The sequence below is a fragment of the Paenibacillus sp. EKM211P genome, assembly GCF_011066175.1.
Taxonomy (GTDB): Bacteria; Bacillota; Bacilli; order Paenibacillales; family Paenibacillaceae; genus Paenibacillus; species Paenibacillus polymyxa.
Window position 1 is genome coordinate 93,546 of the sequence record NZ_JAAMNS010000015.1, and the last position, 13,324, is coordinate 106,869.

General features: G+C 48.0%; 12 protein-coding genes. 3 read left to right on the top strand and 9 right to left on the bottom strand.

Annotated features, from left to right (window positions below; all coding sequences use genetic code 11):
* Positions 1 to 11 precede the first annotated feature (11 nt).
* From pstA to G9G57_RS19615, 3 genes are all read right to left on the bottom strand, one after another.
* The gene (gene pstA, locus G9G57_RS19605; protein ID WP_016819623.1) at positions 12 to 908 is read right to left on the bottom strand and encodes a phosphate ABC transporter permease PstA; all 897 of its coding nucleotides are present in this window, start codon (positions 906 to 908) and stop codon (positions 12 to 14) included.
* Positions 908 to 1,840: a phosphate ABC transporter permease subunit PstC gene (gene pstC / locus G9G57_RS19610; RefSeq protein WP_013370343.1), complete on the bottom strand. Its 933-nt coding sequence runs from the start codon at positions 1,838 to 1,840 to the stop codon at positions 908 to 910. The genes pstA and pstC overlap by 1 nt, the downstream gene beginning before the upstream one ends.
* Before the next feature lie 105 nt (positions 1,841 to 1,945).
* A complete protein-coding gene (locus tag G9G57_RS19615; protein ID WP_016819622.1) occupies positions 1,946 to 2,869 on the bottom strand; it encodes a phosphate ABC transporter substrate-binding protein in 924 nt (307 codons plus the stop codon).
* Positions 2,870 to 3,075: 206 nt separating this feature from the next.
* Between G9G57_RS19615 and G9G57_RS19620 the strand changes: the two genes are divergently transcribed.
* Positions 3,076 to 3,963 carry a LysR family transcriptional regulator gene (locus G9G57_RS19620; RefSeq protein WP_117289740.1) on the top strand — a complete coding sequence of 296 codons (888 nt, stop codon included), beginning with the start codon at positions 3,076 to 3,078 and terminating at the stop codon, positions 3,961 to 3,963.
* Between the two features lie 94 nt (positions 3,964 to 4,057).
* Here the strand turns inward: G9G57_RS19620 and pyk are convergent, their stop codons facing one another.
* The 6 genes from pyk to G9G57_RS19650 form a co-directional block, all read right to left on the bottom strand.
* Positions 4,058 to 5,488: a pyruvate kinase gene (pyk, locus tag G9G57_RS19625; RefSeq protein ID WP_016819620.1), complete on the bottom strand. Its 1,431-nt coding sequence runs from the start codon at positions 5,486 to 5,488 to the stop codon at positions 4,058 to 4,060.
* 125 nt (positions 5,489 to 5,613) lie between these two features.
* A complete protein-coding gene (locus G9G57_RS19630; protein ID WP_016819619.1) occupies positions 5,614 to 6,597 on the bottom strand; it encodes an acetyl-CoA carboxylase carboxyltransferase subunit alpha in 984 nt (327 codons plus the stop codon).
* Positions 6,598 to 7,491, bottom strand: a complete 894-nt coding sequence (gene accD, locus G9G57_RS19635; RefSeq protein ID WP_016819618.1) for an acetyl-CoA carboxylase, carboxyltransferase subunit beta — start codon at positions 7,489 to 7,491, stop codon at positions 6,598 to 6,600.
* A 180-nt stretch (positions 7,492 to 7,671) separates the two neighbouring features.
* Complete coding sequence (locus G9G57_RS19640; RefSeq protein ID WP_007429680.1) at positions 7,672 to 7,860, bottom strand: hypothetical protein; 189 nt, start codon at positions 7,858 to 7,860, stop codon at positions 7,672 to 7,674.
* A 153-nt stretch (positions 7,861 to 8,013) separates the two neighbouring features.
* Positions 8,014 to 8,511, bottom strand: a complete 498-nt coding sequence (locus G9G57_RS19645) for a phosphatidylglycerophosphatase A family protein (RefSeq protein ID WP_025364511.1) — start codon at positions 8,509 to 8,511, stop codon at positions 8,014 to 8,016.
* A 168-nt stretch (positions 8,512 to 8,679) separates the two neighbouring features.
* Positions 8,680 to 12,345: a DNA polymerase III subunit alpha gene (locus G9G57_RS19650; protein WP_164965444.1), complete on the bottom strand. Its 3,666-nt coding sequence runs from the start codon at positions 12,343 to 12,345 to the stop codon at positions 8,680 to 8,682.
* Positions 12,346 to 12,482: 137 nt separating this feature from the next.
* On the opposite strand from G9G57_RS19650, the gene G9G57_RS19655 reads away from it, so the two are divergent.
* Both G9G57_RS19655 and G9G57_RS19660 read left to right on the top strand, forming a co-directional pair.
* A complete protein-coding gene (locus G9G57_RS19655; RefSeq protein ID WP_013309582.1) occupies positions 12,483 to 12,812 on the top strand; it encodes a YtrH family sporulation protein in 330 nt (109 codons plus the stop codon).
* 12 nt (positions 12,813 to 12,824) lie between these two features.
* Positions 12,825 to 13,322: a hypothetical protein gene (locus tag G9G57_RS19660; RefSeq protein ID WP_016819615.1), complete on the top strand. Its 498-nt coding sequence runs from the start codon at positions 12,825 to 12,827 to the stop codon at positions 13,320 to 13,322.
* The last annotated feature ends 2 nt before the right edge of the window (positions 13,323 to 13,324 follow it).

The following is a 13,324-nucleotide window of genomic DNA, read 5'->3' on the forward strand; positions in this document are numbered from 1 at the left end:
CCATCCCCTTTCTAATCCATTCGTTTGGCAGCTGTCAACCGACGGTAAACGACTCTTCCGAACCATCTTGCACTCAAGTTGAAGACCAGAACGAGCAGCACCAATACCGCAGAAGCGCCTGCGGCGATATCTTTGGAGTCAGGAGCAATGCCTTCACTGTTGACCTTCCAAATATGAACAGCCAATGTTTCGGCAGGTCGCATCGGATTAATAGGCGATCTGGCATGCAATGGATTCCAATCGGTAAAATCAAGCGGCGGTGTACTCATCCCTGCTGTAAACAGCAATGCGGCGGCTTCCCCAAAAATACGGCCTGCGGCCAAGATGGTACCCGTAATCAAGCTTGGCAGCGCTGCTGGCAACAAAATGGAGGTAATGATTTTCCACTTGGACAATCCGAGCGCAAGTCCGGCTTCCTTTTGCTCCTTCGGTACAGCACGGAAAGCCTGCTCAGTTGTGCGAACCATCAGCGGCAGATTGAATACGGCTAGAGCCAGCGCCCCTGACAAGAGGGAAAAGCCAAAATTAAATGTATTGACGATGAGTAATAGTCCAAACAATCCAATGACGATCGACGGGAACGAGGACAATACTTCGACGACAAGTCGTATGAAGTCCGTAATTTTTCCCGGCTTTGCATATTGCGCCATGTAAATGCCGGCGCCCCAGCCAATTGGAATGGTGATAATCAAAGTTAAGATTAGCAAAAATACAGAATTAAACAGTTGCGGACCAATGCCGCCACCTGCACGTAACGTTTGCGGAGCACTGGTTAGAAAGTCAAAAGAAATATGACTGACTCCACGGGCCAAAATGAAGCCCAGCAATCCCACCAAAAGTGCAACAATGAACAAGGCGAAGAAACAGATTACAAATGTAGCGATCTTGTCGGTCGTTTTAGCTTTCATCAAACCCGGTTTCTCCTTTCAAGCAGCCTTACCAGCAGCACGAAAATAAATGTCATGAGCAGAAGAACAAGCGCCATACTCCAGAGTGCATTGTTATGAACGGAGCCCATCGCTGTGTTGCCCATGCTAAGTGTAATGACGCTGGTCAAGGTCGAAGCGGATTCCAGCAAGGAATGCGGTATGTGCGGAGCATTCCCGATGACCATCTGTACAGCCAACGCTTCTCCGAAGGCACGAGCCATCCCGAGAATAATTCCTGTTAAAAGAGCAGGCAGCAGCGTCGGGATAATAACACGGGCAATTGTCTGCCAGCGGGTAGCCCCCAATGCATAAGAGGATTCTCGCAGTCCCCCCGGCAGGGAAGACAACGCATCCGCCATAATACTCGTAATCGTCGGTAAAATCATAACCGACAACACAAGGCAACCTGCGAGAATACCAATGCCTTGTCCCCCGAACACGTTTCGCAGCAATGGGACGATTACGGTCAAGCCGACAAAGCCATAGACAACCGACGGAATGCCGGATAACAATTCAATGGCAGGCTGAAGGATACGTTTACCCGATTTCGGCACGATTTCCGTCATAAACAAAGCTGCGCACAAGCTAAGCGGACTGGCAATTAAGGCCGCTAGTATGGTTACGGCAAAAGAACCCGTAATGAACGGAAGCGCGCCGAAGGACTTGGGCTCGCCATCCGGGCTCCATTTGGTTCCAAAGAAAAATTCTCGCAGACTGACTCCATTCACCGCAAATGTAGCTACACCTTTGGAGGCAACAAAATATACGATGGAGACAATGACTGCAACTAAAAAAACGACACAAACCGACGTATAGATGCGGCCGGTCCATTCTTCCCAGTAATGTCTTTCTTTCATAACTCGGGATCGTTTATTCTGTTCCATGTATGCCTTCCCTTCAATTGGTTCCATACTGTAACTCCTTTAAGCGAAGAATAGAGGCCGGACGTTAGTCCGCCTCTTCTTCGTGAATATACTCGCGTTAGCTGCGTTCATCCGAACAGGAGATCGCTCTCCTTATTTCGTGATATTACCGTCAGCATCACGTTTCACTTGCATACCTGATACCGGGATGTATCCCAGGTCTACAACGTCTGCTTTTTGGATTTCATCAGACAGAATATAGTCCAGGAATGCTTTTACATGTTCTTTTGGCTCACCTTTAGTGTACATATGCTCATATGCCCACACTGGATATTTACCTTGTTCTACATTTTCAACGTTAGCTTCCACACCGTCGTACTTCAAAGCAGTAACTGTGTTGTCGATGTAGGACAGAGCCAGGTAACCAATCGCACCAGGTGTTTCAGCAATCAGCTTTTTCACAGTACCAGAGGAATCTTCCTGAATGGAGCCTGGCAGATCTTCTGTTTTTTGTCCCAGCGCGTATTTTTCAAAGGTTGCACGAGTACCGGAGCTACTTGGACGGTTCACGATCACGATTTTTTGATCTGCACCGCCAACTTCTTTCCAGTTCGTAATTTTACCTGTGAAGATTTGTACCAGTTGATCTTTTTTCAGGTCTGTTACGCCTACTTTAGGATTCGCTACCGCTGACATAGCTACAACAGCTACTTGGTGATCGACCAGCTCTTCTGCGCCGCTCTCCAGTTTTTCCTTTGCAAATACGTCAGAGTTACCGATATCCGCTTGTCCACCGGAAACTTGGGTCAAGCCAGTACCGCTACCGCCACCCTGCACTTGAACCGCAATGCCTTTATATTTATCGACAGCCATAAATTTTTGTCCCGCTTGCTCTACCAATGGTTGAAGTGCAGTGGAGCCAACAGCCAGAATGTTACCTGTCAGTTCAGCAGCTGCTTTATTGTCTGTTCCTGCAGCAGCGTCTCCTTGTGGTGCAGCATTGTTACCGGATCCGCAAGCTGCAAGTGCAAATACCATGGTGAGAGTCATCAGAATGAACGGCCATTTTTTCAACATTTTTTATTGTCCTCCCCTTAGTTAAGTGACGGTTTTTTATTTATGACCATCAACACTTTTACATTGTAGGCCCGGAATGTTAGACGAACGACTAGGTTTTGTAAAACAAATATAAAATATTGATAGATAAATTATTTTTCGGTATATAATTAATCTATAGTTTAAATTCACGCATAAATATCAAGTAAGGAGAGTTGTTCGATTCTATGAATATTTTAAAATTGCGCATCTTAGTGCTGATCGATAAATACCATAAAGCGACGGAGGTGGCCGAAACTTTACAAATCAAACAGCCCACCGTCAGCTTTCATATGAAAAGTCTGGAAAAGGAAATGGGTGCGACTCTGTTCTCTCTCCAACAAGGCAGAATTATGCTAACCGAGGCTGGTAAAAAAATGTTGCCTTACGCAAAGCAGATTCTCTCTCTTGAGCAAGAGGCCCGACAAGCTGTAGATGAACAGACAGAAGAATCTCAGAGCCTCTTACATCTGGGCGCAGAGTCGATTTCAGGCATGTATCTTCTCCCAACTATCATGGCTGAATTTGCACAACAATATCCAGAATGGCGTATTCAGTTAGAGATTCAATCTCCGGATGTAATCAAGCAGCTACTGAAAGAGGGAGATATTGATTTTGCTTTTCTCGACGATGGAGAATCTCTTCTGGAGAATACGGTGGCAGAACCAGTGGCTTCAGATCAGGTGGGGATTATCCGCTCTGCATCGGCAGAGACATCCAAGTCACTGGACATCAATGGGCTCGATACGCTGGATAAGCACATATGGGTAAAATATAGCGGGGCATCCGTTGTAGATTCCTATTCTTCGCTAATTAAATCCCATCTGGAAATCAACTCTTGGGAAGCAGTAAAGCAAGTGGTAAGTGGCGGTGACGCGCTTGCCTTCTTTCCTGCCTGCGGAGTTCGTAGCGAGGATCATACTTTCCCCTCGGTGGAATGGCTTCCTTTTCCCGAAGCTGACAAAAAAAAGCGCTATTATCAAATAAACATCGTGTATCAACAAGATACACATAGGAACATGATGCAACAGGCATTCCTTGATTTTATACGACGAGAAGGAATAAGAACTAGTTAACAAAAAAAAGCATTCAGGTCTTATGGACCTGAATGCTCTTTTACTTATTGTAACGAGTAAATGCCATCCCTGTATTACTTTGCGGGGACTACAATTACGCTTGTGCTGGTACGCAGCTAATTTTGATCAGGTTCGTGGAACCGGAATCACCAAGAGGTACGCCCGCTGTAATCACAACCAAATCGCCCTCTTTAACGAGGCCAGATTTGCGGCCACCTTCCAGAGCATTGTCAAACAGACTGTCTGTTGTGTCAACGATGGGTCTGCCTTGTACTGCATGTACGCCCCAGATCAGAGCCAAACGGCGAACTGTTCTTTCCTGTGTTGTCACAGCGACAATCGGAGCTTCTGGACGGTATTTAGAGATCATACGCGCCGTTGTTCCGCTTTGCGTGGACGTCAGGATTGCTTTGGCATGCAGGTCAAGTGCAGAAATAGAAACGGATTGGCTGATTGCTTCTGTAATACTAATTTCTTGAGCCGTTCTTTGTTTTTTGAACAAATCGCGGTAGTTCAGAGAAGACTCAGCTTTTTCAGCAATACGTGACATGGTCAATACAGATTCTACCGGATATTTACCCGCAGCTGTTTCGCCGGACAGCATAATTGCATCTGTTCCGTCAAAAATAGCATTGGCTACGTCACTTGCTTCCGCACGAGTCGGACGCGGGTTACGTTGCATGGAATCCAGCATTTGTGTTGCTGTAATAACAGGCTTGCCAGCTACATTACATTTGTTAATCATCAATTTTTGCGCCAAAGGCACTTCTTCAGCAGGAATTTCCACACCGAGGTCACCACGGGCAACCATCAGACCATCCGAAGCTTCCAAAATTTCATCCAGGTTGTCAACACCTTGCTGATTTTCTATTTTGGAGATGATTTGAATGTGGCTTGCGTTGTGCTTCGCCAGCAATTCACGAATTTCCTGTACATCACTTGCTTTACGAACAAAAGAAGCCGCGATGAAATCAATGTCCTGCTCAATACCGAAAATGATATCATTCGCATCTTTCTCCGTAATACCAGGCAATGAAATAGCAACGCCTGGAACGTTAACGCCCTTCTTGCTTTTGATCGTTCCGCCATTGACAATGCGGCATTTGATTTCAGTGCCTGATACTTCAATAACGGTGAGTCCGATCAGACCATCGTCGATCAGAATGGTGGAGCCGGGCTCCACGTCCGAGGGAAGATCCTTGTACGTAATGGAGATACGATCTTGCGTACCGAGAATTTCTTCCGTTGTCAGCGTAATGAACTCGTCCTGAACAAGCTCAATAGGTTCAACTTCGAGCTTTCCTGTCCGGATTTCCGGCCCCTTCGTATCGAGCAAAATAGCAACATTTTTGTTAAGCTCCTTACAAGCTTGACGGATGTTTTTAATCCGGTTGCCATGCTCCTCGAAATCACCGTGAGAGAAATTCAGGCGGGCTACGTTCATACCAGCCATAATCAGTTTCTTCACATTTTCCAATGATTCACTGGAAGGACCGATGGTACATACAATCTTAGTTTTGCGCATTTGGGTTTTTCCTCCGTTTTCAAAGGTGCTACTCTTTATATCTTTTTCCAACAATTAAATCTACTACACTTTTTCCTATTTGTATAGGAAGTTCGTCATATTTATTGTTACCCGTTTCCAGCGTATTACAACATAGGTTCAGATTCCGAAGGTTTTAAGAAAGTATATTGTCCTATTTTCCGGAATTTTTGATACCTGTCTTCTCTCAATTCATCGCAGCTCATATTCGTAAGGTCTGCCAAATGACGTTCTAATAACTCCTTGATTGCGGCAGCAGTCACTTCATAGTTACGATGTGCGCCCCCTTTCGGCTCTGGCACGATATCCTCGATAATCTCCATGCGCAGGAGGTCATTAGCGGTGATCTTCATCGCTTCAGCTGCCTGATCTGCCTTAGAAGCATCTTTCCATAGAATCGAGGCTGCGCCGTTCGGAGAAATGGCCGAATAAATGGCGTGTTCCAGCATCAGCACACGGTTACCCACTGCAAACGCAAGCGCACCGCCGCTTCCACCCTCGCCGATGACCACACAAATAACAGGCACCGAAAGCTTTGCCATCTCCCGCAAATTGCGGGCAATCGCTTCCGATTGACCTCTCTCCTCTGCTGTATTACCCGGATAAGCGCCCTTCGTATCAATAAATGTAATAATAGGACGCTTAAATTTTTCAGCCTGCTGCATCAGCCGCAAGCCTTTACGGAATCCTTCCGGATGAGCACTACCAAAAAAGCGTGCAATGTTATCTTTCGTATCCTTACCACGTTGCTGACCAATGACGGTCACCGGAATACCATTTAGCTTGGCAATCCCGCCCACAACCGCCAGATCGTCTCCGAACAAGCGGTCGCCATGCAATTCAATAAAATCTGTAAACACCTGCTCGATCAAATCAAGGGACGTTGGTCTTTGATGATGACGAGCCAGATGCATCTTTTGCGATGCTGTAATGTTCGTGTATATTTCTTCTTCCATCTGGAGATAACGTTCTTCCAGACGGTTAATTTCATCTGTAAAATCAATTTGCTTGTCCTGTCCGAATTGCTTAAGTTCTTCGATCTTCTGTCGCATCTCGACCAGGGGCTTTTCATAAGGCAATTCGCCAGCCATTTATTCCTCCCCTTTCACACTGTGCAGATCAAGCAATTGCCCAAGGGTATCACGCAGTTCCTTGCGATGTACAACCATATCCAATTGTCCGTGCTGCAAATTAAATTCGGAAGTTTGGAAATCATCCGGCAGCTTCTGTCTGATCGTTTGCTCAATTACAATGCGACCTGCAAAACCAAATACAGCACCTGGCTCTGCAATAATAATATCTCCAAGCATAGCAAAGCTGGCGGAGACTCCACCTGTAGTCGGATCAGTGATCACAGAAATATAGAGCAATCCCTGCTCGTCCAGACGAGCGAGAGCAGCGCTTGTTTTGGCCATCTGCATCAGACTCAGAATACTTTCCTGCATACGTGCCCCACCGGATGTGGAGAAGATGATAAGCGGCAAGCGCTTGTCAATCGCCTGCTCAATGGCACGCGTAATTTTCTCTCCTACGACCGAGCCCATACTGCCTGTAAAAAAGTCAAAGCTCATCACCGCTACGACAACAGGATGCCCATGAATAAGGCCGTCGCCCGTAACGACAGCCTCGCGCAGGCCAGATTTCAGGGTCTGTTGCTCCAACTTACTTGCATATCCCGGAAAGTCCAGCGGATCAACCGAAATCATATCGGCATCATATTCCGTAAACGTGTCTTCGTCGAGCACCATGCGAATGCGATCCATTGCATTCAAACGCATATGGTATCCGCACACCGGACACACTTTCAAATTTTTCTCCAACTCTTTGCTGTATTGAATACTTCCACACTTGCCACATTTGGTCATAAGACCTTCGGGAATTTCCCGTTTGGGACGATCCGGCATGTCCGCTTGATCGCCGCTCAGCGCCCGTTCCGAAGGGATGGTCGCGTATTTACGCTTCTTTTGGAATAAATCTTTAAACACAACTACACCTCTCCAGCCGTTTATTTGTCAGCCGTAACCGATACAAGGTCCTCTGCCGTCGATGCGGCACCTCTAAGCATTATGTTCATACACACGTCAACGCCTGTTAATACAACATTACCGCCGATCGTGCATCCTTTGTTCCATTCATGCTGCTGTATCACTTCCGCCGTTCCGGACTCAAGGGCGCAAAATCGAATTAAGCACTTCCTGTATTTCTTCGACTTCACCCGAAGGCACAAGTATCTCAAACTGTTGCTTGGATGCACTGATGGCCCGGGTCTGCACCATAAAACCTTCTTCAGACAGTTTGAGCTTAATCATGTCAGCCAGTCTGGCCGTCGGTGCAATATATATCACCGTCCACATGCCTTGTTTCTACCCCCTAAGCCTCAAGTTTTGAGCCCATATAATAGACTCATGATAACATACCTTACTTTTTTCCCGCAACAAAAGCCCTCCTGATCATTCAAGTTCCGTCGGAGGGCCTAGATAATCATTAATTCTGTTTATTCAGGCCAATTAAACATCCAATGATGCAGGATAATGCTTGGCATGAAGGCTCCGATGGGCAATACGCGAAGAAGCGGCGGCAGCCAATCCGGCGACAAGATCGTCTAAAAACACATGAATACCACTGCCTTTTTGGTTCAGCTTATCGATAATTCCAATCTTTTCTTTATCCAGATAGCCAAAACTGGTCAAGCCAATCATGCCGTACACGCTCGTAATGCCAAGAGCCATTGTCTCGTCCACTCCATACAGCGGTTCGTCTGCCTCCATAATGGCTTGAAGTGGCTGGGGAAGAAGTTTTTTTTCGGCCAGCTCATCGAGTGCAATGCCTGTCAGCAGTGTATATTGTACCTCTCGCTTTTGCAAAACCGCTTTGACACTTTCTACACATTCTTCCATAGTCAAATGAGGATAATATTTTAGCTGAAGCTGAAAAACAATGTCCGCAATGGACTCGATCCGAATGCCTCTGCGATTTAACAAGGTTTCTGCATATTCATAGGACATAATTTCCCTCCCGCTTTCACCATGCAGTTCTAATTCTTCCACCGTGCGGGACCTAATGGTGCAGGACACGTGTTGAATCTCCTGTTCCGCCAGTTTTCCAAGTGTATGCGAAAGGGAAGGAAAATGTTCATTAAACCGTTACAATAAGGGCGGGTTGCTGTGTGTCTGTCATTTGACTTTCACGGTGCCTTCACCTAGCATCGACTCCATTCGATCAAAAAGCTGAGGAGAAGGCTTAATGCTGTAAGCATCACTCAACGCCAGCAGACGCTGGTTGCTCTCGTAAAAAAGTACGGTAGGCACAGCACCGGGATGCTCCTGTAGCAATGCCTTGAGGCTGACCAGCAAGCTGGCGTCCTCCTCGGCCTGGCGGGTGATTTTGACAAACACCCGCTGACGGGCGGACGCTTCCGAGCCGCGCGGGGAAGGCACCTGCTCACCGTGAGCCGCTTCGCCTCCGCGTTGTGAGGGGGCCGCTACGGGACGAGCCGCCTTCTGCTGCGGCGAAGCTGATGGAGCGGCTGCTGAAGGCAAGGGCGACGTACGCGGCGCTCTCCCGCCCGGACTGCCAGCAGCTGACACGGATGTTCCAGCTGCTGCGGACGAACGTGCGCCGGTACGCCGGCGCTGAAGAAGCCTTGCCAACGCGTCTTCCGCCAGCGGGGCTGCCTCATCCGCAAGGAGCTTGAAGTGCTCGTCCTGCTGCTGCATCTTGGCACGTAGTGCAAGCAAGGCACCCTTTTCAATCCACTGCTGGCTTCGCTTCCATACCTCAGGAAACAGCACAACCTCACAGCGCTCAATCTGATCCTCCAGCTCAATGAAGGCCATGGCCTTTCCCTGCTTGGTCGTAATCGTCTTGAGTGACACCACCATGCCTGCGGTTACAATAACTGTTTCATCTGGCACTTCGCTCAGCTCCATCAGACGATCCGCTTGGCTGCTTTCCAGCAGCGACTCAAAATCATCTAGCGGATGCCCAGACAAATACAGTCCCAGCAGTTCGCGTTCCAGCTCTAATTGCTGGCTGGTACTAAATGGAGGTACATTGGGGTATTCAATATCCCAATTAGGCATTTCTACAAAGCCAAACATATCAATTTGCAAATCGTCACGTTCCTTGCGCCATTTGGCAGCTGCATCCACCGTTTCATCCAGCATGGCAAGCAACTGTGCCCGATGGCCTGTCAATGAATCAAATGCCCCTGCCTGAATGAGCGATTCAATCACTCTCTTATTACACACCCTCAAATCAACGCGTCGACAAAAATCGAGCAAGCTGTCGAAAGGGCGTTCCTTACGAACAGCAAGAATGCTTTCCATTGCTTGTGTGCCGACATTTTTAATGGCAGCCAGTCCAAAGCGGATATCACCCTGCTGTAATGGGGTAAACAGCACCCCACTCTCATTCACATCAGGCGGCAACACTGCGATATCCATACGACGGCATTCGACGACATATTCAGCCACTTTTCGATGACTTCCCATGACGGCCGTCAGCATGGAAGCCATGAATTGTACTGGATAATGGGCCTTAAGATAAGCCGTCTGGAATGCTAGCACACCATAAGCAGCTGCATGGGCACGCGGAAAACCGTAGTCAGCAAAACGGACAATCATATCGTAAACCCTGCCGGCTTCCTCCTCTGTGTACCCCTGTTTAATACTGCCTTCGACAAAATGACCACGCTCCAGATCCAGCACCTCGCGTTTTTTCTTAGACACCGCGCGGCGCAGCAGATCGGCCTCTCCCAAGGAAAAGCCAGCCATGCGCGATGCAATCTGCATGATTTGTTCCTGATACACAATAATACCGTACGTATCCTTTAAGATCGGTTCAAGATCAGGATGCGGATAAGAAACCTCAATCTGTCCGTGCTTAGCCTGTATAAAGTTGGGAATAAAACCCATTGGGCCCGGACGATACAAAGCCAGGACAGAAATGATATCCTCGAAAACACTCGGTTTCAAATCCTTGAGTACCCGGCGTATACCGGCCGACTCCAGCTGGAACACGCCCCCTGTATCCCCTTTGCCCAGCAAGTCATAGGTATGCGGGTCATCGTCGGGAATACGGCTAAAGTCAGGTGTTTCTCCATGCTGCTCCGCAACCCAGCGCATGCACCGTTCAATAATGGAGAGCGTACGCAGTCCAAGAAAATCCATTTTCAACAAACCGATGCGCTCCAGATTTTCCATTGAGTACTGCGTTAAAGGAACCCCTTCGCTTCCCTCTTGCAGCGGAACCGCATCGGTCAATGGAGTCCGCGAGATGACAACACCCGCCGCATGTGTCGAAGCATGGCGAGGCATTCCTTCTACTTTGATCGCCATATCCAGCAGTTCACGTGTCTTGGGCTTCGTTTCATACAGAGCCTTCAGCTCAGGGGTAATCTCCAGCGCATGCCGGATATTAATACCGAGCTGCGCCGGGATCAACTTGGCCGCCTTGTCCACCTCACCATACGGCACATTCAATACACGGCCGACGTCACGGACTGCGGCTCTTGCCGCTAATGTCCCAAAGGTAATAATTTGCGCAACATGCTCATTTCCGTACTTCTGTACTACATAGTCGATAACCTCGTCACGACGTTCATCGCTAAAATCAATATCTATATCTGGCATGCTGATCCGTTCAGGGTTCAGAAACCGTTCAAAGAGCAGATTGTATTTTATCGGATCGACATTCGTGATATTAAGCACATAGGCGACCAAACTACCAGCGGAGGAACCCCGTCCCGGACCGGTTGCAATCTTATGCTTATGAGCAAAAGCAATAAAATCCCATACAATCAAGAAATAATCGCTGAAGCCCATACTGTCAATCGTATTTAATTCGTAGTTTAGCCGCTGGTCCAGTCTTTCCCGCTCCTCCGGCTGCTCCCATACAGGATCGCCTCCGTAGCGACGCTCTAGCCCTTGCATACACAGACTACGCAAATAGGACGAAGATGTCATGTCCTCTGGCAGCGGGCGATATTCAGGCAAAATCGATTGGCCGAATTCCAGCTCCAGCTCGCATTTTTCAGCAATACGCACCGTATTAGCAATGGCTTCTGCTACATGTGGAAATAAACGAGCCATGTCCTCTTGACTTTTCAGATACAACTGACGTGTTGGTATACGCAAGCGCTCCTCATCGTCAACTGTCTTCCCTGTCCCGATACAAATCAGAACGTCCTGGACATCAGCATCCGGCTCGGTTAAGTAATGCACGTCATTCGTCGCCACTAGCGGAATATCCAGTTCCTTCGCCAATGCGATCAATTGAGGATTTACGCGTTTTTGCTCCGACAGACCATGATCCTGAAGCTCCAGATAAAAATCTTCGCCAAAAATGCTACGGTATCGTTCGGCCGCACGTCGTGCTTCGGCTTCCCGACCATGCAGCAAATGCTGCGGCACTTCACCGCCCAAGCAAGCGCTCAAGCATATGATGCCTTCATGATGGGCAGCCAAAGCATCCATATCGATGCGCGGCTTATAGTGAAAACCCTCCAAATGGCCAATGGAGCACAACTTCATCAAATTTTGATAGCCTGTTTTATTTTTGGCGAGCAAAATTAAATGATATATGGGCTGATCCTTCCGGCTGCCACGCTCCTTGCGCGATCCTGCCGTCATATAAGCCTCACACCCGATAATCGGCTTAATGCCGTTCTCTACACATGCTCTATAAAAAGGAATGGCACCGTACATGACCCCATGATCTGTAAGAGCCAGCGCCTCCATTCCATAAGCTGATGCCTGTTTGACCAATTCCGCGGTACGAGCCGCGCCGTCCAGCAGGCTGTACTCGCTGTGAACATGCAAATGCACAAATGAACTCATGCGCTTCTCTTCCCTTCACCGCTTGATTTTCTTCAAACTATTTTATCATATCCACGTTAGTAGCGCCCATAGAATAAAAGTACAGACCCGGGCGGACAAGCGCGGTCCTGATTCGTATACCCAAGGAGGAAAAGAGCATGAGCACTTTTATATCCAAAGCGATTCTCGACTTCTTCATTGCCTTCGGCATCGTGCTCGGAGGAGCCATGCTCGGCGGAATGGGAGCTGTAGTATCGCTTCAGCCGCCTACCCAGACGATGCTGGAGGTTGCAGGAAGGATTAAAATATGGGCGCTTGCCGCCGCTGTGGGAGGAACGATGGACCCGATCCGGGTCATTGAGAGCAATATGTTGGATGGTAATTTGTCACCTGCCATTAAGCAGATATTGTATTTGATTTTCGCCTTTTTAGGCGCTCATATGGGTGCAGAGCTGGTCAAGTGGGTATGCGGCAACGGACGGCCGTGAGGTGAAACGACTATGAGAGTCCCTCCCTTTGAGCGCCTGCGCCCTTTTATGCAATTATCCTCCGTTTTTGTACTCGGTATGATTACGGGAGGATTGATCTACAATGCCATCTGGCATGCGAGCTTCAATCAGCTGTGGATGAACAACCAGGACCTTCAATTCCAGCTCCAGCAAGCTGAAGAGGACAACAAAACATTACGTAAATACAGCAAGCGCCAAACCGTCATCAAAGAAATCAAGCTGATTGCGGAGGAAGCCACGGCTGAAAAAATTGACTCTATTAATCTGAAAGAGCTTCTTCGCCGCGTCAGTCGTGATCTGGAGGTGCTGCGCGGCAGAGATATGTTTGAGATTGACTCTGACAGCAAGCTGGTACGTATGTTGCTGCACCAAAAAAAATACACCGTTCGTGACAAGGAGTATACTATCCAGGTCAAAACGATGCTTGTAATGGAAGGTGTGCTGCAAATCTGGCTGGAGGCCAAAGAAAGACTGCCTCAAAGCCACTAAGT

Coding starts and splice junctions, on each gene's coding strand:
- pstA (WP_016819623.1), bottom strand. CDS start 908: ATGAAAGCTAAAACGACCGACAAGATCGCTACATTTGTAATCTGTTTC.
- pstC (WP_013370343.1), bottom strand. CDS start 1,840: ATGGAACCAATTGAAGGGAAGGCATACATGGAACAGAATAAACGATCC.
- G9G57_RS19615 (WP_016819622.1), bottom strand. CDS start 2,869: ATGTTGAAAAAATGGCCGTTCATTCTGATGACTCTCACCATGGTATTT.
- G9G57_RS19620 (WP_117289740.1), top strand. CDS start 3,076: ATGAATATTTTAAAATTGCGCATCTTAGTGCTGATCGATAAATACCAT.
- pyk (WP_016819620.1), bottom strand. CDS start 5,488: ATGCGCAAAACTAAGATTGTATGTACCATCGGTCCTTCCAGTGAATCA.
- G9G57_RS19630 (WP_016819619.1), bottom strand. CDS start 6,597: ATGGCTGGCGAATTGCCTTATGAAAAGCCCCTGGTCGAGATGCGACAG.
- G9G57_RS19640 (WP_007429680.1), bottom strand. CDS start 7,860: ATGTGGACGGTGATATATATTGCACCGACGGCCAGACTGGCTGACATG.
- G9G57_RS19645 (WP_025364511.1), bottom strand. CDS start 8,511: ATGTCCTATGAATATGCAGAAACCTTGTTAAATCGCAGAGGCATTCGG.
- G9G57_RS19650 (WP_164965444.1), bottom strand. CDS start 12,345: ATGAGTTCATTTGTGCATTTGCATGTTCACAGCGAGTACAGCCTGCTG.
- G9G57_RS19655 (WP_013309582.1), top strand. CDS start 12,483: ATGAGCACTTTTATATCCAAAGCGATTCTCGACTTCTTCATTGCCTTC.
- G9G57_RS19660 (WP_016819615.1), top strand. CDS start 12,825: ATGAGAGTCCCTCCCTTTGAGCGCCTGCGCCCTTTTATGCAATTATCC.